Origin of the sequence: Bacillus cereus group sp. BfR-BA-01360, from assembly GCF_022663595.1 — a bacterium.
GTDB classification, from domain to species: Bacteria; Bacillota; Bacilli; order Bacillales; family Bacillaceae_G; genus Bacillus_A; species Bacillus_A cytotoxicus.
Genome location: NZ_JAKUFV010000016.1, coordinates 54,726 through 80,565, shown reverse-complemented (window position 1 = coordinate 80,565; position 25,840 = coordinate 54,726). Strand labels below are relative to the sequence as shown.

Here is a 25,840-nt window from a genome sequence, read left to right as displayed (position 1 = left end):
GGCTTTTGCTTCTTTTAAGATGAAAGTTTTCAATTCTTCTGGATTTGTTGGGATACTTCCTATCACCGTTGAAAAGTCATTCGCTTCTAAAGTTGCTTTAACTAGAGCATATATATGTGTAAATACTTGATTTTCAGGTAAAAATATGCCTGTAATCGGGGTATTCTTTACAACTTGATATCCCGGAATCTCAATCGGCTCCACACGGAATGGATCGGTGATAATACCCTCTACGACCGTATCTTGTACATTTGGAATAGGCTGATTCGTTTCTTTGTCAATATGTTGCACCTGGACTTGACTCAAATAGTTAACAAGAGTTGTCCCACTTGCTTTGGCATGATTTACATTTCCATCAACACTTTGGGACACAGTAAAGTCAATCGGATACATGCTATTTTGCTTTAACCTTGACTTATCAACTGGATTTGTTTCACTTCCTACAAAGTTATATATTTTTTTAAAAAAATACACATTATCATAAAAGTTTGGATTGTTTAATGTTTCTGGTTTCGCTGCAATTTTCGTCGTACCGTCTGAATTCTCTTCAAAGGTAAACCAATTTGAGCAATCTTTACCATGAATATTTTCCACAATCCATTTTGACTTTGCATATTGATTTCCTTCATTGGAAGTGAAGAGATATGATAATTGTTTAATGTACCTTTGTTGATTTAAGTATGGAACCGTTTGAATAAATTCAGCACTTATATTGGGGTCATTTGCAACTTGAAACGATTGATTATGTGCATCCACTTTTGGAGTTTCAACTTTTGGAAAAAAATCTGTCAAGTATCTTACTTCAGATTCGGTAGACTCTCGATTCTCTATATGCATTTTTAAATGAGTAACTTCCTTTGTAGTTAAAGTCAGTTTCTGTGGATCACCATACCATTCTTTTACATCAGAATGAAATCGATATGCTCCACCATCTAGCATGTCATACTGAATAGGTGAATCTTGTGAAGCGTACATATTGCTAATTGTTTCGTTAAAATTACGAATAGTAATATATTTTGCGCGGTTTACACCTTGATAATTTAAAGATGTTTTTATTGGAAATGGATTACCTTCTTCATCCAAAAATTCATACTCCATATCTACTGAAGATTTAGAACCGTCGACTTCTTTCCCCAATTTCAAATACAAAAACAAGTAAGCTTCAGTACTAGTCCACGATTCAGCTGAACTGTGATTTCGCAAAGTTACTTTTAATGTTACCGGTTTTCCTTTGTAGTATCCTACATTTGTAAAAGTTACTACTGCCGTTTTATGTGAATTATCAACAATTAGATTTTCCCACTTACTCCGTATACCATCTGATACAATAACTTTTGTTTTTGAAGTAAACCTTGCAACAAAGGCATTATCGCCAGGTATTACATCTGTTTTAGCATCCTTAAAATAACTTGATTGTTGAACCGGAATATTTTGAGATTGCACAGTAGATTTTTGGAGATTTTCTTTCAATTCTACTTGTTGACTTTCTTCCACTTTTCCCAAATCGTTCCCTTCAGGTTTCTCAACGATTTTCTTTGGATTTGTTTTTGCATTTTCAGAAACATTCACTTTAACCTTTGTCTCTATCTCATTGTTTTCTCGTTGTACTTTTGCTGTAATCGTATGTTCTCCAGCTACTTTTCCTGTAATGACGAGAAATACTTTTCCTACTTCAACACCTTCAGATGTTCTTTCAATTTTTATAACCGATTCATCTGTCATCTGAATGGTTCCAATTGCCGGATTTTTTTCATTTAACTTCGCTGTCTCTTTTTCATTCAACTTCATGCCATCAGGTAATACTACTTCGATCTTTTGGTCTTGCGTATGTATGCCTTCTAGTGTAAGCACAATGTTCTCATTTATCTTTACCTGATCTTTATCAGCTTTTATTATAAAATCTGATACTTGATTTTCTGTCATCGCATAAGCAATTGTTGAAAAAGAACCGAGTGTACTAACTTGAGTCAATATAATCCCACTGGCTAAACATATCTTACTAAGCTGCCTTATTCCTTTTTTCAATCTATCCCCCCTTTCCATTTATTTGATTTTATTATATAAATTATCCGAAAATTATAAAACGAAAAATGAGATTACATATCCGAAAAAGTTATGTGTTACCACGCAAAATACGAAACTTCTGATTTTTTCATCATTTTTATATCAACTATGCAGATAGGAACTATTTATTGCGATAGAGAACAAAGCGTCTTCACGCAAAATATAAAAAAGAGATCTTGCCCCATATAAATTGGAACAGGATCTCTTTTTTTCTTTCTATTTACGACTCAATATTATGAAACTGTTCTTACAAATCAAGAAAAGCAATTATCTTCAACTCTTTTGCCCTCTGAACAGCTGTCATTCGAGAAGTTACTTTTAATTTATGAAATATATCAGTTAATTTGTACTCTACAGCTCTTTGACTTAAATGTAAAATTTCAGCCAGTTCTCTATTCGTTTTTCCTTTACTTACTTCAATTAAAATTTTCTTTTCTTCTTCAGTTAAGGAAACTACATTTTCTACTTGCTCTTGTTCATTTATATTCGATACACTCTCTTTAATTCTCAACTGCTGAATAAGCTGATGTGGTAAAACAACTTCTTTTTTTACGGCATGCCGAATCGCATCTATAATTTGTTCTTCGAAATATGTCTTACTTAATACACCAAGAACTCCATTGTCAATTAATAAATTATAATGTGATAACACATCATATCCAGTGAAAATCAAAATAGATGCTTCTGGATGGATTGTTAATATTTTCTTAGAAAGCTCCAAACCATTTATATTCGGCATTTGTAAATCAATTAAATACACATCATACGTTTTACTTTGAAGTCTTTCTATCACTTTATCACTTTCGTGTAATACATCAACTGTTATATCATTATATTGCTCAATTAATGCTTTTGTTCCCAAACCTACAGCTACATGATCGTCTACTATTAGTACAGAAATCATCACTTTCATCCTTTCTCTATCCTTTAGCATTATCACATATCCTAAAATTTCACAAATACCTGTAAACCATCGTTAGGTTTTGAATCTATTGTTATTTCCCCATCAATACTTTGAATTCTCGTTATAATTCCTGACAATCCCAAAGTATTATACGAGTAATTAAAATGCTTTAAATCTATCCCTATTCCATTATCTGTATAGGTTAAAAATAACTGCTGATCTTTTTGAAATAATTTTATACTTACATTCGATGCTTTCGAATGTTTCAAAGCATTATTTAGAAGTTCCTGTATAATCCGGTAAATTGCTTGTTCATGCTCTGCACTAGGTACAACTATATGTTCAGGAATATCATAATAAAAAAAGAAAGTAGCCTTTAAGTTAATTTGTTTGAATAAGTTTAATAACGCTTGTTTTATTCCTAATTCATATAAAAATGGTGGCCTTAAGTGATTACATGTTTCTCGAGTCATGTAAATATGATCGAGTAATTGTTCTTTTATTTCATGAAGTATATGTTTCATTTCTTCATCTTGAATATGCTTATTGTAAGATTCAAACTTTCTTACTAAACGAATTTGATCTTGTAAGACCCCATCATGTATATCGCTTGCAAGATTTGCTCTTTCTTTTTCCGATAACTTGAACAGAAGTCGGGATAACCACATCGGAGGGTGTTCTATATTTTGTAAATCTTGTAATTGTTTTAATAAGTCTTCAATTTGATTCAAACATTCTAATAGCAAATCTGTATAATTACATAATGTCTCAACCCAAACAATCTCATCAAAGTTTAACGTTTCTTTTTTATTATTTTTGCACAATAAGATAATCACTTTTTCTGTCGTTGTAGAAAGAACAAATCCAAAATGTTCTTCCAACTTCATCATAGAACCAACTTTGTATGTTTCCAATTGGAAATCGAACAAACTGTCCAATATGGATTGAGGAGGAACATATTTACTCTCAAAAACATGAATAGATTTATTCTCCTTATTCATTTCTACATAGCATACCTCTTCCATTTTCAAGACATCAGAAAATTCTCTTTGTATGCTATAAGTCAAATTTGACAATTTATATTCATGTTTTGCTTGATATAAAAATCGATACAAACTAAACTGATAATTTTTTTGATGATGATATAAACTTTTTCTTAATTTAAAATCCAAGTAATCTTTTATAAATAAAAAGAAAATTGTTGCAATAAAAGTAATACAACTAAAGCGAATGGTATCTAATATATGATCTGCATTATCATTAAAAATAAAAATACCCAATATAGTTACAAATCCTGTAAAACTAATCGACAACATAATATAATATGGAATTCGTTGAATCATAAATTTAGCATCAAATAAATCTCCTGAAATCACCCAATAAAACATATATATTGGAATAAACAAAAAGAAAATCCCAATTGTTTCAACACTGATTATTTCTTTTCCATATATCATATCAGGAATTAAGAATAAACAAATAAACGGAATAACAGATGCAAAAAAGCTCATCACGATAACCTTCATAAATTTAAAATGATGACTATGTTTGCTTCTAAAATAAAACCTTACTAAAAGGTAGCCTGTTAATAAAAATAAAGCAATGCTTAAAGCGATTGTAAACATGACGGAAATTTCATTATACTTCATATAAACAACGATGTTTACTGCAATTAATACAATCATTATTATATCCAAAATTCTCAATTGTTCTCTTGTTAAAAATTTAATTTGATTATGTTTAAAATACAATTTCATAAATCTAATAAAGAAGGTAAAGGAAGAAACTAATGAGATAGAAGCGATAATAAAGGCAATTCCATCTTTTCGTTGCGCGGCTATAATACTAATGAAACTCATTCCCATCGCAATCAAAAAGTATAGTAAATCTTGTATACTATTATTCGTTTTAGGAACAAATATTAAAAGATAAAGAGCCATAAAAATACATGTAATATAAAATCCAACTGGTATTAATAGCTGGTAAAAAAGTTGCCTACTGTAAGGAACATATTGAATGTTATATTCTTTTACCTGCCCATCTTTTTGTATAGATATTTTTTTCGCCTGTTCAATGGCATGATAGGATGAAACTGTAAAGTGCTGACTCGGCAATTTATCATCTATCTTTTCTATTTTATCTCCTACTTGTATCCCATGCTTATGGGCCCAAGTAAATCTATGCACTTCGCTTACAATATAGTTTGAATTTAGCTTTATACCAACCTCAGGATATGTGAGAATTAAATGTATAAGATACCCACTAATAAGGAGAGAAAATACTACTATGAAATATTGAAATTTTTTCTTACTTATTTTTCTTATCATTTCATCACGTTCTTTCTTATTAATTTTTGAATATAATTGTTTGTTCCTCCACTTCTCCTCATTATCTTTTTTCATTTCATGCGGCATAGTATCAATTAAGCTCTCTAAAAAAAGAAAGAATAATCGCTTTTCTGTTTATATACATGCCTGCTTTTTCTAAATGAATATCATTTAATTACGTTTATAATGAGGATTAAGGGGAAAATCTTTATACGGTATATGAAAAGGCATAAGTGTTAAACAAATGCAAAGCTGTTCTACTCTTCCTACTACATACGAATAGCAAAACAGCCTGGGGAAGATTAAAACGAATAAAAAAACCGAATCGTGGATTTTTTCCATTATCGATTCGGAGACATTGCATATTGTAGCTGACAAAAAATCATTTTGAATCCTTTTTTATCAGATTTTTCATTTAAAACCGTTTATTTGTACTTTGAAATATTTTTAACTATTATATCTCCTTTTCTGTATAGGATACAAATTCAATTTTTTCCACTATACATATAATTTGTAAATAAGAGGATATTTTCCCAAAATTCATAATAATATTTTGAAATTAACCAAAAATTCCGTTGATTATTTTTGATTCCCTCCTAATTTTTTCATTCTACTTCAAGATAAGATGTAGCGAAAACATTCATTTTACAACATATACAAATGGTTATTTATATAAAAAGACGCCTCCTTTATTTAGGAGACGTCTCTGTTATTATGCTTGATATGCACTATATAACTCTTCAAGTGGCTTCATGATGATTTTGTTAATGTCGCCAATTACAACATTTAAGCGTTGTTCTGCTTCCATTAATTTTTTTATGTGTTCATTTTGCTGTATTAAGTCGATTACTTCTTGTGCTTTTTTGTTATCTTCTTCTGTAATTTCTTGACCTTGCATCATTTTTTGTTGAATTTCTAATTGCATGTTACGGAATGTATCAAATAATTGCTTTGAATCTGCGTCTCCTTGCACTTTTGCATAGCTTTCTTTTAGCGTTTTGAAATCTGTATGATCTGCGATTGCTTTTTGTAGACCATATGCTACATCATGAATATTTTTTGACATTATTATTTTCCTCCTTTAGCAGGTTAGCGCTTTATTTCAGCTCTATCCCTTTTCCATACGCACCTTCTTACAATATCAAACTATGCAAGAGATGTGAAGAAATTTCACTTTATTTACAATCCTTACATAAGGAAAAGCAATAATATACCTTGCATGAGTCCAATTGTTCCTCCAAGTAAAGCGCCTAAATATGTAATCATTTTTAACTCATTCTTCGTAATGGATAAAACGAGCTCCTCTAATCTTTCTGTAGAAAATGTAGATACTTCTTGTTGAACAACCTCCGCAAGACGGAATCTTTTCAATATATGTGCTGTATTATTTACTCCCCAAGTTAATCCTTTTTGCACTATATTCGGTACCAGTGTTTCGACAATGTTCGTTCGCACAGGTTCACATATCTTTTGAACAGATTGATTAAGAAATCCGCTTACGATATCTCGCGTTTTCGTTGTTGATACAATGTATTTCACAATCATTTCTTTTTCAATAAAAGACGCTAATTCTTTCACTTCTCTTCCTTTAAATTTCTGCCATTCTTTTTGTAAAACATCACGTAACAGTTGCTTCGTTCCTTCCTGCTGTAAAAACTTAATCACTTCCGGCTGCACACGATCCACTACACTTACGTTTCCTAAAAACATCCCGACTATATTTAATAATGTACCTCGGGAAGCAAAGAAATCATCAATCATTTTTTGCAGTCTTGCTTTTCCCTCATCACTTTCAAAAAATTGAGTACCTCTTGTTAAAATAAACGTTGCCGCTTTTGGAATCATTTCTTCCACTTTCTCATGAACGAATTGAGGTAAAGCTTGTTCCCACGTATATGTATAATACTTTGATACAAATGTATCTACTTTTTTCATAAGCATCTCTTCTATTTCTTGAACAGCCTTCTCTTCGACATGTGCCAGTTCCCATTTTTCTAACACATCTCGTAACGACCGCTCATTCATAAGCAGTTTATCAACCTCGATTTGTGCCCACTGTATCATTTCTCTTTGAAAGTTTTCATCTGTTAATTTCTTTCCAATTCCTTCAGCGGTTAATAAATGATCGACAACCATTTTTCCTAATTGCACCGCTAGTTCGTCGCGACGCTTCGGTATTAAGCCTGGTGTAAATGGCACGCGAAATTTTCCAATATAGATCGGACGATGAGGACGAAATAACATTTTAATAGCGAGATGGTTCGTATATCCGCCAATTATCGCCCCTAATCCTGTTGTAGTTAACATATTTAGCCAAACATTCATTATAATCTCCCTTTCGTTTCTCCAAGTATATAGCTAAGAAAAAATAGCATATCGTTATATGGACAACAGTATAATAATATAAAAACTTACTGATTATGTACATCTTTTCTCATTGCTAGCATCATAGGCAAAGGAGTGATTTCGTTGGTTTTCGGACTTTTCCCGTCAAAGCTTTATCATGAATGAACGTACTACACCGAAATCGCTAAAAAAGCATACCTTTCTTACAATGTTGTTGCTCAGTTTACTCTATTTGATATCAATTTAAACACTGAATTGATTACAGGTCTTATGTATGACACAGATGCAGGAAATTGGAACTTTCTATTATAATGGACAGAAATGGAGCGATTTGGTTTATACATGTGAATCTAAGACCAGCTTATGAACTTTAGGACAGTAACAACCCGATTGATGAGAGTTCATAATCAGTGGGGATAAAAAAACTCCCACTGATTCAAGTTCCCTTTATCCCTTATAAACAAGCTTTAACCGAAGACATCTTTCATAATCCGCTTCGGGTTAGTCGCTTTACTCCATAATGAAGAAAGGAGGTTATTTCATTGAAAGAACAAACCTATACACTACACATTTCAGAAAAACACCCAAATTCGATAACATTGCCTTACATATTCTCTAACAATCGTTCCCTTTCATCTCTATCTTTTGGCATTCGCAGCGTTTCATTTACAAATATTGAGACGCACTATACGCTTGCAAATGAAATTACAATTGGAGAGCAACTTTCACAAAATCTTCTGCTTCCCCCAGTGCCAACGATTCACGCCTTTATGCAAGAGGAAACGATTATCCTTGGTCCGTTACTTGGCATTTTCACGACTGGGTTCACTGAATCAAAGATGGCACCTTTAGGAAGCCGTTCCACTATTTTTACTGATTTACTTATGCCATCCTTCACATTACAGCCGTTCGCTTTTTTATTTGGTCCGCAGCATATCGACTGGGATGAAGAAACAATTGATGGATTATTCTTTTTGGAAGGAAAATGGGAGCAACATACAATTCCATTCCCAAATGTCATTTATGATCGCTTACCAAATAGGAAGGCAGAATCTTATAAACCTATCGCTCGAGCAAAAAAACGATTGCAAACCAAATATACGATTCCGTGGTTTAATCCTGGTTTTTTTGACAAATGGGATATTCATAAACTACTGATGAAAGAAGAAAACATTGCTTCTTTCTTACCTAGAACAGAATCATTTCAACACTTCGAACAAGTAGAAAGATTTTTATCCACCTATAAGTATGTCTATTTAAAACCGATGCATGGTAGCTTTGGGCGAAATATTTATCAAATTTTTTATTCGCAAACAGAAAACAAATATTATTGTCGTTATCGTCAAAACGAACAAAATAAATTTCGAAAGTACAATTCTTTAGAAACACTTATGAACCATATTTTAAGCGGACATGACTTAAAGCAATTTATTGTGCAGCAAGGCATCCCTTTATTGCGTTTTGATGGCCAACCGATGGATTTTCGCATTCATACAAATAAAAATCATTTTGGAAATTGGCAAGTTAGTACAATTGTTGCCAAAGTGGCCGGCAGAGGTAGCATGACAACCCATATGAATAGCGGTGGAAACGTGAAACTTTTACACGAAATTTTCGCAGATCCAACAGAACAAGTTCGAATAACGAATATATTGTCTCATGCTGCCTTAACGCTCAGCTCTGTTTTAGATCAACATATTTTAGGAAATATTGGCGAGATTGGCTTTGATATTGGTTTAGATAAAGACGAAAACCCGTGGTTATTTGAAGCAAACTCAAAACCAGGCCGAAGTATATTTCAAGAGGAGAAATTAAAAGAACAAAGCGAGCAAACGAGACAATTATTTTATGAATACGCCTTATATTTGACTGAACATGCTTTTGCATTCCCAAAAATAAAGACGCAAAAAAATGAAACGGAGTTACCTAAAACGGACTTACCGTCCACTCCGCTCATTTTAAAACGAGAACGGTAAGAAACAGGAGCTTTATGATGGCTCCTGTTTTTATTATGTTATTTCCTATTTGTATCCTCTTAGTTAGTATGCCCCGCGAAGTTCGATCACCATTTCAGTATCTATATTACATGTTGCACAGTAAAACAGATGCGTGCAATAGCGCTCAGAATTCTGTGCTGTTAAACCATCTACAGCAGTTAATAGCTCTTGATCCATATAGGGGCTGTAATCATCTATATAATCCACAACTTTTCCATAATCTTGGAGTACATTTTGACAAGTTGGACAAGAATATGTTTGAGCATCTAATGCATTACAAAGTGGACATATCATCATCATTCCTCCGTGTCATTCGCCAATTAAGGCATCTTTATCATTAGTGTGACCTTCTTTTCTAAAAATACAACGTTTGCTGTTTTTTTCAGCCCACTTCTTTTTTACAAAATTTACAAATTATTATTTCGCATATCTTTCTAGGTAACATCCATACTATGAATACATTCACCTCAAACAATGGATTAGCGCCGAACGGGGCGATTCTCTGGTTCAATCCCAGCTAATCCAACCAAAATTTTCTATACTCTAAGGAGGATATATTCCTATGGCAAACCAAAATTCTTCAAATCAACTAGTAGTACCAGGAGCAACAGCTGCAATTGATCAAATGAAATATGAAATCGCTCAAGAATTTGGTGTACAATTAGGAGCAGATACTACAGCTCGTGCAAACGGTTCTGTTGGTGGCGAAATCACAAAACGTTTAGTTGCAATGGCTGAGCAAAGCCTTGGCGGATTCCAAAAATAAATATATATGGCAAAAAAGGTCTCAAGGCATTCGCCTTGAGACCTTTCTTACTACTGTAGCATTTGTAAAAATTTCTTTGTACGTTCTTCTTTCGGATTTGTAAATACTTCTTCTGGATCTCCTTGTTCGACGATCACACCGCCGTCCATAAAAATCACCCGTTTCGCAATTTGATGAGCAAAGCGCATTTCATGCGTGACAATCACCATTGTCATTCCTTCTTTTGCCAGTTCTTTCATTACTTTTAAGACCTCTTGTACAAGTTCAGGATCTAGCGCTGATGTTGGTTCATCAAATAGTAACACCTCCGGCTCCATCGCAAGTGCACGTGCAATTCCGACACGTTGCTGCTGACCACCTGAAAGCTGGAATGGATATAAATCCATCTTGCCACCAAGACCAACTTTTTCAAGAAAATACGCTGCTTTTTTCTTCGCTTCTTCTTTCCCCATCTTTTTCACTGTGACAAGCCCTTCCATTACATTTTGAAGCGCTGTGAAATGAGGAAATAAGTTATGATGTTGAAACACCATACCAGTTTGTATACGAAGATTAACAATATCCGTCTTTGTAACCTTTTTTGAGAAATCTAACTCTTTTTTACCGATGCGAATCATGCCTGCACTCGGTGTTTCTAGCACGTTCAAACAACGTAAAAATGTTGTTTTACCAGAACCAGATGGCCCAATAATGACAACAACTTCACCTTTTTCAACGGATAAATCTATATGCTTTAGTACGGTATTTTCACCGAATCTTTTTTGTAAATGTTGAATTGAAATCATAAAAATAAAAACTCCTTTTATGAAAGGATTATTTTAGTATATAGCGTTCCGTACGTTTTTCTAATATTTGTTGCACAATGGATAATAAGAAACAAATCACCCAATACATAAGTGCAGCTTCGAAATATACAATTAAAAACTCATAGTTCATCGCTGCAATTTCCTGCGCTTTTCGAAACATCTCTGTAACTAAGATTAAGGAAGCAAGTGATGTATCCTTCACTAAACTAATAAAGGTGTTTGAAAGCGGCGGAATGGATACGCGCGTCGCTTGCGGTAAAATAATACGTTTTAACGCTTGCGTGTACGTCATACCCATTGTGTAAGCTGCTTCCCATTGTCCTTTCGGAATGGACAAAATAGAAGCGCGAATAATTTCAGATGCATATGCACCAACGTTTAATGAAAATCCAATTACTGCTGCTGTATATGGATCAATTTCGATTTGTAAAGTTGGAAGACCATAGAAAATAAGAAACAATTGTACAAGAAGTGGTGTTCCGCGAATAATAGATACATAGATACGAGCAATCCATTGTAATATACGACTATTTGAAATGCGTGCAAGTGCCGTCAAAGTCGCCAAAATGAGACCGATGATAAATGTTATAATTGTCAATGGAATTGTCGTAAAAATGGCTTCCTTCAGCATAGGCATGAAGGAAGCTTGCATAATATCCATCCACGTAGAGAAACGATCTAGGGTGAATACATTACTTAGATACATTTTCACCGAACCATTTTTTCGCTATTTTGTCATACGTACCATCTTTTTTCATATCTTCTAACGCTTTATTTACTTCTTGTACTAATTTACCGCTGCCTTTGCGGAATAAAAATCCACTTTGTGATGCTTCTTTTTCTGTATCTACAATTTTAATGTTCGCATCTTTTTTCGTTTCTAAATAGTTCAGTACGGATAACTTATCATTAATTGTGAAATCAACGCGTCCAGAATTTAATAATTCAGCAGCTTGGCTAAATCCTTCTACACCGACGATTTCTGCGCCATTTTTCTTAGCGATGTCCGCGTAGTTACTTGTTAAAGATTGCGCCGCTTTTAGCCCTTTCACATCGGTGAATGTAGCTGGCTTATCTTTATCTTTCGCAATAACTAACGCCGCTGAAGAAGAAACATATGGGTTAGAGAAATCATATTTCTTTTGGCGGTCCTCGCGAATTCCTACTTCATTCGCCACCATATCAAAGCGTTTTGCATCTAAACCTGCAAGCAAGCTATCCCATTGCGTTTCTTTAAAGACAGGCTTTACACCTAAACGCTTTGCAACTTCTTCTGATAGTTCAACGTCAAATCCAGTTAATTTATTACTCGTATCATGGAATGTAAATGGTGGGTATGTACCTTCTGTACCAATTACAAGTTCACCGCTTTGTTTAATTTTTTGTAATGCATCTTGACTAGCTGTATCTTTTTTCTCTTCTTTGCCACAGCCTGCCACAATCCCAACTGCTAAAGTAGCTACCGCAAGCACTGAAAATAATTTCTTCATGATCTAATCCTCCAAGTATTCTGATAGGAATTTTAAAAAACTATATTGATTGTATGCAATCTTGAACAATTTTTCAATGAAAATGTTCGTCATTAGTGTATCCTTTTTCTTCATAATCAAACAAAAAACACATATTACACACAAAAAATAAGTAACATTTTTTAATATAGCATTAATTATAACGAAGGTAAAACAATACCTCTTCTCTCTATACAAAAAAATTCTCTTTTTCATCTAAAAAAGAAAAAGCAATACAAATAAGATATAAGATTTCTTCATCTCATACCGACCAGTCGACAAAATCCACACCTTTTTCTCTATTAAAAAAAGAGCTTACTACAGAAGCAAGCTCCTTCAACATATCATAAGGAATAGAAAGCGTGATAAATACTCTTTGAAATTTAAGCACTTTGACTTCCTTCTAATTGTGTTTTGTACATTTCATAATAGCGCCCTCGTTGTTTCATGAGTTCATCGTGCGAACCTTTTTCAAGAATTCGGCCGCGATCTAGCACAATAATTTGGTCTGCACTTTTAATCGTCGACAGGCGGTGGGCAATAATAAAAGTCGTTCTTCCTTGTTTTACTACTTCTAATGCCCTTTGAATCATCGCTTCTGTCTCCGTATCAATACTAGAAGTTGCCTCATCTAAAATTAAAATAGCTGGATCAAAAGCTAATGCACGCGCAAATGATATTAATTGACGTTCCCCAGCCGAAAGCGTACTCCCTTTTTCTGTAATTTCTTCATCTATATGATTCGCAAATCGCTCAGCACCAACGTCTCGCAATGCTTTTATAATCCGCTCCTTTGAAATGTTTGGATTTTCCAAGCTTACATTAGAAGCAACGGTTCCACTAAATAAAAACGGATCTTGCAAGACAATACCCATATGTTCACGAAGCGCCTGTTTTGGCATCTGCTTCACATCGTGACCATCAATCGTAAGCTTCCCTTTTTGAAACTCATAAAATTGAAACAGTACGTTCATAATCGAACTCTTTCCGGATCCAGTATGGCCGACAAACGCTACCGTCTCACCTTGCCTTGCTTCAAAGGAAATGTTTTGTAGCACGTCGTCTTTTCCATTATAAGAAAATGACACATTATCAAATTTCACATGTCCACATAAGCGCGGAATACGCTCTTCCTTGAGCACTTCTCCTTTTTCCTCCAATAATTCAAAGACTCGCTCTGAAGCAACGCGCGCTTGTTCTAAGTTAGCAAGCTGGTTCATCATATTCGTAATTGGCGAAAAAAGCCTTGTTAAGTAGTCAATAAATGCATATAAAACTCCTAAAGAAATTATCCCGGCAGCGCTTAAAGAAGCACCTCCAAAATACCAAATCACCCCTGTAAAGGCAATATTTCTTAATACACCGACTAAATTATGTGACGTTGCTGCATTTAAGTTTAAAATTTTATTTTGATATTTAAAATAATCTCTGTTTAATTGTTCAAACTCTTGTTGTGTTCCACGCTCTTGGCGGCACGCTTGAATCATCGTCATCCCTTGAATCGATTCATTGACCATTCCATTAATATCGGATAAACGAGAGCGCATTTTATGATTGTATACAGAAGCATACTTTCGATAAAGAACCGCCCAAATGATTAAAATGGGGATAATGAGTAAACATAACAGCGCTAATTTTATATCGAGTAAAAATAACGCCACGAAAATCCCAATAATATAAATAATACTGGAAGCAAATGTTGCGAGCACCGTTACATATAAATCACGAATCGCCTCTGTATCATTCGTAACGCGAGAGACAATTTTCCCAGCTGGCAAACGATCAAAATAGCGAATCGGCAATGTTTGAATATGAGAAAAGACATCTTCTCTCATCATTTGAATAATTTTATTCGCTGCTTTCTGTAAGAAAAACTGCTTTCCATATGAAAATAAGGATACAACAACTAATAAAGCAAAATATCCACCACCAAGCAGTAGGAGCCTTTTTATTTCTGGCTTATAAAACGCGTATATTTCCTCTTTTGTTAATGGCTTCGCTTTATATACTTGCACCGCTTTCCCATTTTGAATGGTAACCATATTATTTTTTACAACGCGTGACCCTTCGAGATTCATTTTACTCGGTACAAAATAGTACTGAAACCCAACTTGAATAACGTGAACTTCTTTTCCCTTTTTCTCGCCTTGTTGAAAGCGGTCACTCCGCTTATAGTAAGCACCGTTATAGAAAACGGTATCATCGCCCTTTCCTGTTTCATACCACGGCTTTTCTATTCCAACAATATGATCATCAATCATCGTCTTGGCAACGAAAGGACCGGCGAGCTCAGCGATAACAAAAATAAATAACATCGCTAGCGCTGCAAAAATCGTACCTTTTACCTTCATTGCGTATTGAAATAATCGCTTGGAAATACTCATATTTTCACCCCACCTTCTATCATTTCACCTTGCTGTCTTTCAAACTGCTTTCGATACCATCCTCCATTTTGGACAAGTTGTTCATGCGTTCCTTCTTCAATGACCTCACCGTTATCCATAACAAGAATCCAATCCGCATGTTGCACAGCAGATAAACGGTGCGTCGTTATAATAGTCGTTTTTCCGCTTCTCTCCGTTCGAATATTTTCAATAATCGCTGCTTCTGTTCGCGCATCAACAGCCGATAACGAATCATCTAAAATTAAAATTTCCGGATTTTGAATAACAGCTCTTGCAATCGAAATTCGTTGTTTTTGTCCACCAGATAAAGAAACTCCCTTTTCTCCAACGAGCGTTTCTAAACCTTCAGGTAAAAATTCTAAATCCTTTTTAAACGCAGCAATTTCAATCGCTTTCCAAAGATCCTCTTCGCTCGCTTCTCTATTTCCAAATAAAATATTTTCTCTTGCTGTTTTTGAAAATAAAATATGCTCTTGTGGGACATACCCAATCCAACTTCGTACTTTTTCAATTGGAATTCGATTAAGTGGCACATTGGAAATGGTAATGTTTCCTTCTCCAAGTGGGTATTCACGAAGAAGCTGTCGTACAATCGTCGTTTTCCCGCTTCCTGTTTTCCCAACAATTCCAAGTGTCTCTCCTTGTTTTAACGAAAACGATACTTGCTTTAAATTTACTTTTGCTGATGAAGGATAGGAAAAAGAAACATGATCAAACTGAATCTGCTTCGGTTGCTGAATCATCTGTGGGTTCTGTGGATTTTTCACATCAGGCTCATACGCTAACGTCTCATTCACGCGATCTAATGAAGCATTCCCGCGCTGCATAACATTAATTAATTCACCGATTGCAAACATCGGCCAAATCATCATTCCTAAATAGACGTTAAACGAAACGAGCTCACCTAGTGTAATTGTTGTCTGAAACACAAGATATGCCCCGTACACTAAACCAATTAAGTAACTAAGACCAACAAGCATTTTCACAGTTGGCTGGAATAACGCATCGATGCGAGCTACTTTCATATTTTTTTCGTACACATCATCTCCTAAATGTTGAAACCGTTCTTGATCTGCCCTTTCTTGAACATACGCACGAATCACTCGTACACCAGCAATCGATTCGAGTACTTTATCGTTCATATCTCCGAAAGCATCTTGAGCAATTGTAAATCTCTCATGCAGTTTCTTCCCATATACATTCATCGCATATGCCATAATCGGAAGTGGGATAAGCGCCGCAAATGTAAGTTGCCAACTAATGGAAAACCCCATCATAAATACAATAGTGAGCATATATAAACTTGAATCAACGAGCGTTAATATCCCGAATCCAGCTGTGATGGAGATTGCTTTTAAATCATTCGTCGCGCGCGCCATTAGATCACCTGTGCGATTTTTTTGATAAAAGGTTGGCGTCATTTTCAGCAAATGCCCCATAAATTTTGAACGCATCGTTTTCTCGAGTACAAATGCCCCACCAAATAATTGATGTTGCCAAATAAAGGTCAGAACATATCCACCGATTGTAACTCCAAATAAAACCCAAATATACGCAAGAATCGTTCCATTTGTTAAAGATCCTGTTTTTATTTGATCTATCGTTAAACCAAGCACTTTCGGAGGAATAATCTCAACGATATTAACAATTAAAAGTGCTCCAATTGCAATGCTGTACCTCTTCCAATGTTCTTTAAAGAACCATCTTAACTTTTGTAATACTGAAAACAATGTAATCTCTCCCCTCTTATTCCAGCTTGACTGCAAGCACTTTTAGATTAAAAAACATACATCACATGTTTTCACCTTCTCTTTTTTATAAAGTGAAACCTACATGAATGAGGATTTTCTCCATCCCCTACTGATTATGAGCCTTCACCAATCGGGTTGTTACAGACAATAAAACTCCCGCCCCCCTCTTCTTTGCTTCCTCCCTGACTCTTGCAACGGTCGTCTTACTGCCCGAAAATAGCAGATAAAAGCCATAAAAAAATATAATAACCCCTCATTATAAAGACAAAAAAAACGCATACCGCCGCTTGACGATATGCGAAAATGCATAAAAGCGTACGTTACGATATTACGCAACGCACGCTTTCAAAAACAAAAAAGCCTTATCTTTCCGTACAGGTTGCGCAATGATATGAATGTTTCATTTCAACTTTTCCTACAGTTAACTTCATCATATTTACCATTACAATCATCACGCACACCTCCTTCTTTCATTTTCTATTTTTTAATTTTATAACTTAGCGGACTTTTCTGTCAATTATTTTTTTACATAATTGTAAAATAAACTTGAAAGAATACTGTATTGATATAACAATGACATATTCTATATGCGACTTGAAAAGGAAAAAAATGATTGTAAAAAAGAAATATAAAATATATTTTTAATAAGAAATCGTTTTCACAAACATTTTATTTGAAATATATTCTTAAACCGCCTACAATCACCATATACTCACTCTTACAAGTTGCTATTTTAGGAGGACTAATCATGACAACTAGCAATACGTACAAATTTTATTTAAACGGAGAATGGAGAGAAAGCTCTTCTGGTCAAACAATTGACATTGTATCTCCGTATTTACACGAAGTAATCGGTAAAGTACAAGCAATTACTCGCGATGAAGTAGACGAAGCGATTGCATCTGCAAAAGAAGCACAAAAAGATTGGGCAGCGGCATCTCTACAAGATCGTGCAAAGTTTTTATATAAATGGGCTGATGAGCTCGTAAATATGCAAGATGAAATTGCCGATATTGTAATGAAAGAAGTCGGTAAAGGTCATAAAGATGCGAAGAAAGAAGTTGTTCGTACAGCAGATTTGATTCGCTACACTGTAGATGAAGCACTTCATATGCATGGCGATAGTATGATGGGCGATAGCTTCCCAGGTGGTTCGAAATCGAAACTTGCAATTATTCAGCGCGCACCACTTGGCGTTGTGTTAGCCATTTCACCATTTAACTACCCAGTAAACTTAGCTGCTGCAAAAGTTGCACCAGCTCTAATTATGGGGAACGCAGTTATCTTTAAACCAGCAACACAAGGTGCAATTAGTGGTATTAAAATGGTTGAAGCGCTTCATAAAGCAGGACTTCCAAAAGGACTTGTAAACGTTGTAACAGGACGTGGTTCTGTAATTGGCGACTACTTAGTCGAACATCCTGGCATTAATATGGTATCGTTCACAGGTGGTACAAATACAGGTGCTCACTTAGCGAAAAAAGCTGCTATGATTCCACTTGTATTAGAACTTGGCGGAAAAGACCCAGGTATCGTATGCGAAGATGCTGATTTAACTGAAGCTGCAAAACATATCGTAAGCGGTGCATTCTCATATTCTGGTCAACGTTGTACTGCAATCAAACGCGTGCTTGTACATGAAAATGTAGCGGACGAGCTTGTAAGCTTACTAAAAGAGCAAGTTGCTGCATTATCTGTTGGTTCTCCAGAACAAGATAGTACAATCGTTCCATTAATTGACGATAAATCAGCTGATTTCGTTCAAGGTTTAGTTGACGATGCAGTAGAAAACGGCGCAACAATTATTATTGGTAACAAACGTGAGCGCAACTTAATCTATCCAACAATTATCGATAACGTAACAGAAGAAATGAAGGTGGCTTGGGAAGAACCATTTGGTCCAATCCTTCCAATTATCCGCGTTTCTTCTGATGAAGAAGCAATTGAAATTGCAAACAAATCTGAGTTTGGTCTACAAGCAAGTGTCTTCACAAAAGACATTAATAAAGCATTTGCAATTGCAAACAAAATCGATACTGGTTCTGTTCAAATTAACGGACGTACAGAACGCGGCCCTGACCACTTCCCATTCATCGGTGTAAAAGGCTCTGGTATGGGCGCACAAGGTATTCGTAAAAGCCTTGAGTCTATGACGCGTGAAAAAGTAACTGTATTAAACTTAGTTTAATCTTATATGTAGAAGCCAATCTAGTTTTAGATCGGCTTCTTTTTTATTCAAAGCTATTTTCGTAAACATCGTTGTTTTTTATAAAATGAAATTTTCATGTGATTTGTTGTATAATATATATGGAATTATTTTGCAGATTGGTCGGAGGTAATTTTATGAATTTGCTTAATATCTCTTTTATAATATTGATAATGGCAGGATTATTATTGGTTATTTATGGATTGCAGAAAAAATCCCAATTATCAATGTTCTTTGGTGGGATGGCCTTCTTAGCACCAATATTTTATTTCATTAGTTGGACTCCCGTTTTACCTTTTGTTGCCCCGATTGCATTGATAATTTCATTTCTTGGGAAGAAAAAAGGTAAAAACGCTTAAACAGACTCTTTAAAGGGTCTATTTTTTATACACACTTTAACATTTCAACTGTTGTATCATTACGCTGAAATAAGCATTTTCCTATTTCGAGCCAACGGTACTAATAAAGATAATTGTCCAAATATTTCATAGCACCCCGTTGAAAACGCACTAGCCATTCTTAATCACAAACTCTTCTCTATAATCTGATTATTGCTATATCCATTGACGTATAAAAATTCATTTGTTACCCTTGTTTATGTTAATTAAATACATAAATCCTCATTCGTATCTCGGTGAGGTAGAGGTTGCAGTCATTAAGAGTATCATTTTAGGAGATGGAGTGGCATCGATGAATAAATGAGAAAGGAATGATTGCCGAAGTAAGATGTGTCCACTATGCACACTTGCTGGGTCTGCTATTTAATAAATGCAGAACTGTCACAAACAACTGTTTGTGGAGAGCTATCGAGAGGTATGTCGTGGGTTTCCTATAAGATAGAAAGCACGTGCGACGATCGTAGGTGTTTTTTTTGTTTTGTACGAAGCTTGCCTTACTTCCTTTTCGGAAGACATACATATCTCCTTGCTTGACTTGGTTATACTAACTTTGGAGGTATTTTTTATGCAACAGAAAAAATGGGGCTTTTGGGTACTAACAGCATTTGTTGTCGGCAATATGGTTGGCGCTGGTATTTTCATGGTGCCAAGTACATTAGCACAAACAGCAAGCCCTCTTGGTGTTACGTTAGCTTGGTTAACAACCGGATTCGGTGTTTTAATGTTAGCCCTTGTTTTTGGCAATTTAGCAATTCGTCGTTCGGATTTAACGACAGGACCACAAAGTCACGCTTATGCTTTATTCTCATCACCTAAGAAGAAAAAAATGGCTGGATTCAGCATGGTGTGGGGCTACTGGGTCGCAAACTGGGCAAGTAATGTTGCCATTATTACATCTTTTGCAGGTTATTTATCGCTTTTCTTCCCAATTATGAAAGATACACGACTATTATTTACAATCGGTACTTTCGATGTGGAAGTTGGAAAGCTCATTACATTTTCCATGTGTTCTTTCTTATTATGGGGAACACATATCATTTTAACAAACGGTGTAAATGGAGCTGGAAAATTAAACTTTTTAGCAACAACAACAAAGGTAACAGGATTCCTTCTATTTATCATAGTAACTTTATTTGCATTCCAAGCTTCAAAGTTTGGACAATGGTACACACCAATTGTTGATAAAGAAGGTGTATCGCATGGGCTACTTTCACAAGTAAACTTAGCAGCTCTAACAACGCTTTGGGCATTTATCGGCATTGAGTCTGCTGTTCTTTTATCAAATCGGGCAAAATCCCCAAGAACAGTGAAACATGCAACCGTAGCTGGATTATTAATCACTGTTGCAATTTATTTAGGAATCACCATCTTAACAATGGGTGTTCTTCACATAGATAAATTGCAGATTTCAGAACGTCCATTAGCTGATGCATTAAATGCCGCTATGGGGCACGGCGGAGGAAAATTAATGGCGCTCCTTGCTCTTACTTCTCTCTTCGGTTCCATTTTAGGCTGGATTTTATTAAGCTCAGAAGTACCTTATCAAGCAGCAAAAGAAGGTTTCTTTCCTTCCTTCTTTGCGAAAACAAATAAAAAAGGAAGCCCCATTTATTCACTAAGACTGACAAATATTATGTCACAAGTTTTCCTATTCTCGACATTATCAGGTACAATCGCTGAAGCTTATACATTTGTCATTACGGTATCAACATTAGCTTACTTAATTCCATATCTCGTTTCACCAATTTTCCAATTAAAACTGGTTGTAACTGGTGAAACATATAAAAATGAACTAGGTTCCAGAATATTAGACGGAATCATTGCAGTCATTGCACTATGCTATGCACTATGGGTGATTAAAACGGGCTCTTCTGATCTAAAAACATTCCTTCTTGGAATCGGCTTATTTATAGTCGGATTTGCCTTTTATCCATTAATGAATCGCGATACAAAACAAAATAAAAGCGAGCAAGTTGCCTAAAGCAATTTGCTCGCTTTTATTTTCACTTTATAATAGAAATAGAGGTGAAAAACATGTCAATTGAAACATTATGGAGTGCTCGCTTTCAAAAGCATTTGCAAAACATGTTCACATATTTTACTCGTATGATCAATGGACTTTTGTATAGCTTTATTTTTCTCACATGTATCGGTGCTTATTATTACGCACAATTTTTAAAAACGTCTCCTTCTAAAGTCATCTCATTATTCATCATCGTTATTTTACTTACTATTATACTCATGAGATGCCCGGTTCGGACGTTTCTGCAGAAGCCTGATGCTGTCTATTTACTAGCGCTTGAAGAACAATTAACATCTTATTTTAAGAAAGCTCTTCTATATAATTATATCGTTCAGTTGTTCCCATTACTGTTCACTTTTCTTATCATCACACCGCTCGCCATGCAAATCTTACATATGACATTACCTTCCTTATGCACTTCCTTTTTCATTCTTATACTAGTAAAAGGATGGAATGTATACATACATTGGATATGGCAAGAGCGCCTTGAGAAAAACATATGGCTTACTGTCCGAGCAATTCTTAACGTACTCATTCTGTATACTCTTTTTTCTTATACAAACGTAATCGTACTCGGAAGCTTTTTTTTCTTTCTTGTCGTTACACTTTTATATACAAACAAACAACCGAAAAAGCAAATACCTTGGGACTATCTCATTCAGCAAGAAGAAAAGATGGACATTCATTTCTATCAATTTGCCAGCATCTTTACCGATGTACCACAACTGAAAAAACAAATAAAACAAAGGAAATGGCTTACTAGTTGGATTGAAGTACTCTTATATCAAAACCGAGAAACGTTTTTGTATGTAAATACACTATCTTTTTTACGTGCAAATGATTATTTCGGTCTATATATGCGGCTCACAATGATTGGCTCTTTCCTTGTTTATTTCGTACCAAACGTATTTGTAAAAAGTGCTCTCACTTACTGCCTCCTATATATGACATCAATGCAAATGCGCTCTCTATGGACATATTTTTCAAGAAATATGATTGTCGCATTGTATCCGATTGAAACGAATGAACGAATGCGTCAATTTCTTACACTTATCTCTTTTCTAGCAAGTATTCAACTGATACTATGTGCTAGCATCATCCTTCTATCTACGTGGCAAGTGCTACACATTTGTTTGTTTACAGTCATTGGCATAATTTATATCAAATATATGATTGTACCAAAAACAAAGAAACGAATTTCTTCATTACCTATAAGATTTAGTTAATCAACTCTTTAAAAGGAGCGATAAAAATGAATAAAAAATTTTTATGGTTAGCTTTGATTTTAAGTTTACTAGTAGTTGCACCATTTCGTTGGCACCTCGGCACTTCATTCCTCGTAGTCTTTATCGATATGATTACGAAGTTCTCTTTATACTTCATAGGAATAGTACTAGCTCTATACCTTATACAGTACTTAAAACAAAAAATCGAATACGAAAAACAAATACTACAGCTTTTAAAAGAACTGAAAGAGAATAAGAAAAAAGGTTCTCTTTAAATTTGAACCTCGAATATATCTAATGCCCCCAGATGCTTTTCAGTATGTGGGGGGCTTTTACTTGATGTTTTTTCATAGCGGCATATGTTGTAATAAAAGTTTATTTAAGATTTTTTGCATCCCATATCGGCAATACAGTAGAGTATTTAATTTCACGAAGCGCCAGACTTGTCTGTATTTTTGTAATGCCAAGCTTATTTAATTTTCTAATAAAACGTTCTAATTCTTTGCGATCTCGATTAGCTACTTTTAGTAAGTAATCGTATTCCCCTGTTAAACAATGACACTCTAACACTTCCGGCATAGATTGTAATTCTTTTTCTAACACTTCTAGCTTTTCTGCTTGATGAATGTTTGTACTCATAAAAATAAAGCATAACAAATCAAACCCAAGTTTTTCTTGATTTAAAATTGCAACTTGTCTATCAATAAATCCTTCATTCTCCAGTCTTTTAATGCGCGCATGCATTGCCGATGGTGATAAATTTACACGTCGCGCTAATTCCGCATTACTTACTTGTGATTCCTTTTGTAAAATATCGAGTATTTGGACATCTAAATCATCCAATACCTTAATAACGGAAGACTCCATCAAACTCCTCCTTTTTTCTTACCGATGATTCTTCGAAAAAACACATCACAACCATATGAAATACGAATTTTTTTCGTTAAATAGATGATTGACGAAATATTTTATTGAATTTTCACTATTATACAAAAGAACATATTAGATTTGAAGAAAAAATGCTAAAATGATTTACAATTCATTCTTATTTTGTAAAAGGGGTTTGAGGTCATGCCTTATTTTTATATTTTATTATTATTACTAACAAGCTTATTATGGGGAGGAAATTTCGTCGTTGGAAAATCACTTGTTGATTATGCTTCGCCGATGACACTTACAAGTTTAAGGTGGATTATCGCGATTGTTTGTTTATTACCGATTGTATGGCTGAAAGAAAAGAAACTCCTTCCGCCGCGTGCTGCTCTTCTGCCGCTAGTGCTAATGGGAATTACAGGAGTTGCTCTTTTTAATATTTTTCAATTTTTAGCGCTTGAGAACACATCCGCTACGAATGTCGGGCTCATCTCGACATTAAATGCAATTTCAATTGCCTTATTTTCTGCTTTATTTTTAAAAGAAAAGATTAATATGCTGCAAATTCTTTCTATGATTCTATCTTTTTTTGGGGTTCTTCTCGTTCTGTCAAAAGGGGATTTTTCCATTTTATTTTCATTACGTTTCAATAGTGGAGATGTATGGATGATTGCTGCCGTTTGTATTTGGGGCATCTACTCCGTTTGTAGTAAATGGGCAACGAAAACAATATCACCCATGCTAGCAACTTTCTATTCGGGAATTTTCGGTGTCATCCTATTATTACCTTTTCATATCCGCACATTTACTGTGACGAAAATCGATGCTTCCTTTGTGACTTCTTTGCTTTACACTGGGCTTATTTCCACTGTCGTCTGCATGGTCCTTTGGAATATTGGCGTGCAAAAATTAGGAGCGACAACGTCGGGAATCTTCTTAAATTTCAATCCTATTTTCACTGCTATATTAGCATTCCTTTTCTTAGGCGAAGCGTTAACATGGGTGCAAGTGTTAGGAACAGCAATTGTTGTGACAGGTTGTTATTTATTTTCTCATTTTAAAACTGCTACCTTGCAGCCGCGTACACCACTTGTGCGCAATCATTAAAGAAAACGCCGTGATGTTACGGCGTTTTTTTCACTCCTATAAGTTTCAATTTTTGTCCTGCCTTCACATAAGATAATAGCGGAATATCCTCCTTTACTACCTTTCCAACTACATTCACTTTTTCATCCTCTGGTAAATCTTGAAGCGTTATTTGTAACTCTCCTGCATATCGGCCATATAATTCGTTATCAATTATAATGCTTCCGCACTTTCGTTCCACTGTGTTCTCTGCTCGTAATCTAACCGGATTTTCTTCTCTTGATTCAACAGAACGAATGACATCACGTGCTGGATCAAACCGATTCGTATGTACTCTTTCTATTCTCTCTACTATCTTCTTCTCATTTATACAAGGTGTATAACGAATAGGAATCACGCCTTTTTCTGCACATGCAATGTCTTGTACACTTTGCAAACTCCCGCTTATATCCCCGATTGACACTTTATCTACACCACATTCTTGTACACATTCTAAATATGCCTCAAGCGGCCGCATATATCGGTGCTTTTCTAAAGTTGGTAGCCCTTCATATAACGGGCCCCGTTTTTCACCATCACCAGGAATAAAAGCCATCGTTTTCATTCCGCATTGATGTAGATAGTGATTTCGCTTTTGTAAAAACGATTTTGCTAATCCCGTTTCCGGACGCGGGTAAAAATTGTGCCATGCTTCTACGGAATCGACTCTTATATTCTCCTTACAAAGTTCCTCCCAAAAAGATGGTGTGATTGTACTTGCATTTAATGCGACTTTCATCTTACGAGATATATGAGCAATTTGCTTTGGCTCTATCCCATAATCCATACGTAAACCAGTAATTCCCCAGCCTACTAGCTCTTCTACATTTTCATATGAAACGCCTAAATGGTGTAATGATTTTGAAGATACATCTACCATTAATTCCATTTCATATTTTTGTGCCTGTCTTCCAAGTATTTGTATGAGTTCTTTATACGTATTCGGGTCATCTTCTGGTATATGAAGAGACGTAAAAATAGATGAAAATCCATTTTCCTTCGCAACTTTTAACCATTCTTCTTGTTTCTTTATTCCCTCTTTTGCAAGATAAATCGAAACTCCTAGCATATAAATCTTCCTTTCTATTATTAATAGAAAAAGAGAAAGGAAACCC

21 protein-coding genes, 1 pseudogene and 1 riboswitch are annotated in these 25,840 nt (G+C 35.0%); of the genes and pseudogenes, 9 read left to right on the top strand and 13 right to left on the bottom strand.

Features of this window, described 5'->3' with window-relative positions:
• From MR056_RS15095 to MR056_RS15075, 5 genes are all read right to left on the bottom strand, one after another.
• The coding region (locus tag MR056_RS15095; RefSeq protein WP_242136579.1) for a MucBP domain-containing protein at positions 1 to 2,025 on the bottom strand (2,025 nt) is incomplete at its 3' end.
• A 286-nt stretch (positions 2,026 to 2,311) separates the two neighbouring features.
• Positions 2,312 to 2,968 carry a response regulator transcription factor gene (locus MR056_RS15090; protein WP_041810229.1) on the bottom strand — a complete coding sequence of 219 codons (657 nt, stop codon included), beginning with the start codon at positions 2,966 to 2,968 and terminating at the stop codon, positions 2,312 to 2,314.
• Between the two features lie 41 nt (positions 2,969 to 3,009).
• Positions 3,010 to 5,295: a sensor histidine kinase gene (locus MR056_RS15085; protein ID WP_041810227.1), complete on the bottom strand. Its 2,286-nt coding sequence runs from the start codon at positions 5,293 to 5,295 to the stop codon at positions 3,010 to 3,012.
• Between the two features lie 712 nt (positions 5,296 to 6,007).
• Positions 6,008 to 6,361, bottom strand: a complete 354-nt coding sequence (locus MR056_RS15080) for a YlbF/YmcA family competence regulator (RefSeq protein WP_011983796.1) — start codon at positions 6,359 to 6,361, stop codon at positions 6,008 to 6,010.
• A gap of 122 nt (positions 6,362 to 6,483) precedes the next feature.
• Positions 6,484 to 7,620, bottom strand: a complete 1,137-nt coding sequence (locus MR056_RS15075) for a DUF445 domain-containing protein (RefSeq protein ID WP_011983795.1) — start codon at positions 7,618 to 7,620, stop codon at positions 6,484 to 6,486.
• A 144-nt stretch (positions 7,621 to 7,764) separates the two neighbouring features.
• Between MR056_RS15075 and MR056_RS15070 the strand changes: the two are divergent.
• Both MR056_RS15070 and MR056_RS15065 read left to right on the top strand, forming a co-directional pair.
• A pseudogene (locus MR056_RS15070) lies at positions 7,765 to 7,938 on the top strand (YheC/YheD family protein); the annotation flags it as partial.
• A 245-nt stretch (positions 7,939 to 8,183) separates the two neighbouring features.
• On the top strand, positions 8,184 to 9,617 hold the full coding sequence (locus tag MR056_RS15065; RefSeq protein WP_011983794.1) for a YheC/YheD family endospore coat-associated protein: 1,434 nt from the start codon (positions 8,184 to 8,186) through the stop codon (positions 9,615 to 9,617).
• 63 nt (positions 9,618 to 9,680) lie between these two features.
• Here MR056_RS15065 and MR056_RS15060 read toward each other — a convergent pair whose 3' ends face one another.
• Positions 9,681 to 9,935 (bottom strand): hypothetical protein, encoded by a 255-nt coding sequence (locus tag MR056_RS15060; protein WP_011983793.1) that lies wholly within the window; start codon positions 9,933 to 9,935, stop codon positions 9,681 to 9,683.
• 265 nt (positions 9,936 to 10,200) lie between these two features.
• On the opposite strand from MR056_RS15060, the gene sasP reads away from it, so the two are divergent.
• Entirely contained in the window at positions 10,201 to 10,404 is a 204-nt protein-coding gene (gene sasP, locus MR056_RS15055; RefSeq protein ID WP_011983792.1) for a small acid-soluble spore protein, SasP family, read from the top strand.
• A gap of 50 nt (positions 10,405 to 10,454) precedes the next feature.
• Here the strand turns inward: sasP and MR056_RS15050 are convergent, their stop codons facing one another.
• The 5 genes from MR056_RS15050 to MR056_RS15030 all read right to left on the bottom strand — a co-directional run bounded on the left by MR056_RS15050 (position 10,455) and on the right by MR056_RS15030 (position 16,853).
• Positions 10,455 to 11,189: an amino acid ABC transporter ATP-binding protein gene (locus MR056_RS15050; protein WP_210370672.1), complete on the bottom strand. Its 735-nt coding sequence runs from the start codon at positions 11,187 to 11,189 to the stop codon at positions 10,455 to 10,457.
• Positions 11,190 to 11,217: 28 nt separating this feature from the next.
• Positions 11,218 to 11,862 carry an amino acid ABC transporter permease gene (locus tag MR056_RS15045; RefSeq protein WP_370684819.1) on the bottom strand — a complete coding sequence of 215 codons (645 nt, stop codon included), beginning with the start codon at positions 11,860 to 11,862 and terminating at the stop codon, positions 11,218 to 11,220.
• A gap of 40 nt (positions 11,863 to 11,902) precedes the next feature.
• Entirely contained in the window at positions 11,903 to 12,700 is a 798-nt protein-coding gene (locus MR056_RS15040; RefSeq protein ID WP_011983789.1) for an amino acid ABC transporter substrate-binding protein, read from the bottom strand.
• 401 nt (positions 12,701 to 13,101) lie between these two features.
• Positions 13,102 to 15,102, bottom strand: coding sequence for an ABC transporter ATP-binding protein (locus tag MR056_RS15035; RefSeq protein WP_011983788.1), 2,001 nt, complete (start codon positions 15,100 to 15,102; stop codon positions 13,102 to 13,104).
• On the bottom strand, positions 15,099 to 16,853 hold the full coding sequence (locus MR056_RS15030) for an ABC transporter ATP-binding protein (protein WP_011983787.1): 1,755 nt from the start codon (positions 16,851 to 16,853) through the stop codon (positions 15,099 to 15,101). The genes MR056_RS15035 and MR056_RS15030 overlap by 4 nt, the downstream gene beginning before the upstream one ends.
• A 769-nt stretch (positions 16,854 to 17,622) precedes the next feature.
• On the opposite strand from MR056_RS15030, the gene MR056_RS15025 reads away from it, so the two are divergent.
• From MR056_RS15025 to MR056_RS15005, 5 genes are all read left to right on the top strand, one after another.
• Entirely contained in the window at positions 17,623 to 19,062 is a 1,440-nt protein-coding gene (locus MR056_RS15025; protein WP_011983786.1) for an NADP-dependent glyceraldehyde-3-phosphate dehydrogenase, read from the top strand.
• A 155-nt stretch (positions 19,063 to 19,217) separates the two neighbouring features.
• Positions 19,218 to 19,439: a hypothetical protein gene (locus tag MR056_RS15020; protein WP_041809471.1), complete on the top strand. Its 222-nt coding sequence runs from the start codon at positions 19,218 to 19,220 to the stop codon at positions 19,437 to 19,439.
• A 273-nt stretch (positions 19,440 to 19,712) separates the two neighbouring features.
• Positions 19,713 to 19,894, top strand: a riboswitch (Lysine riboswitch).
• A gap of 149 nt (positions 19,895 to 20,043) precedes the next feature.
• On the top strand, positions 20,044 to 21,459 hold the full coding sequence (locus tag MR056_RS15015; protein ID WP_011983785.1) for an amino acid permease: 1,416 nt from the start codon (positions 20,044 to 20,046) through the stop codon (positions 21,457 to 21,459).
• 53 nt (positions 21,460 to 21,512) lie between these two features.
• Positions 21,513 to 22,727, top strand: coding sequence for an ABC transporter permease (locus MR056_RS15010; protein ID WP_011983784.1), 1,215 nt, complete (start codon positions 21,513 to 21,515; stop codon positions 22,725 to 22,727).
• Positions 22,728 to 22,753: 26 nt separating this feature from the next.
• The gene (locus MR056_RS15005) at positions 22,754 to 23,002 is read left to right on the top strand and encodes a hypothetical protein (protein WP_011983783.1); all 249 of its coding nucleotides are present in this window, start codon (positions 22,754 to 22,756) and stop codon (positions 23,000 to 23,002) included.
• 100 nt (positions 23,003 to 23,102) lie between these two features.
• On the opposite strand, the gene MR056_RS15000 is transcribed toward MR056_RS15005, so the two are convergent.
• A complete protein-coding gene (locus MR056_RS15000; protein ID WP_011983782.1) occupies positions 23,103 to 23,594 on the bottom strand; it encodes an Lrp/AsnC family transcriptional regulator in 492 nt (163 codons plus the stop codon).
• Positions 23,595 to 23,798: 204 nt separating this feature from the next.
• On the opposite strand from MR056_RS15000, the gene MR056_RS14995 reads away from it, so the two are divergent.
• Complete coding sequence (locus MR056_RS14995; RefSeq protein ID WP_011983781.1) at positions 23,799 to 24,707, top strand: DMT family transporter; 909 nt, start codon at positions 23,799 to 23,801, stop codon at positions 24,705 to 24,707.
• Between the two features lie 16 nt (positions 24,708 to 24,723).
• Here MR056_RS14995 and MR056_RS14990 read toward each other — a convergent pair whose 3' ends face one another.
• The gene (locus MR056_RS14990) at positions 24,724 to 25,794 is read right to left on the bottom strand and encodes a DUF871 domain-containing protein (RefSeq protein ID WP_011983780.1); all 1,071 of its coding nucleotides are present in this window, start codon (positions 25,792 to 25,794) and stop codon (positions 24,724 to 24,726) included.
• Positions 25,795 to 25,840: the final 46 nt, after the last annotated feature.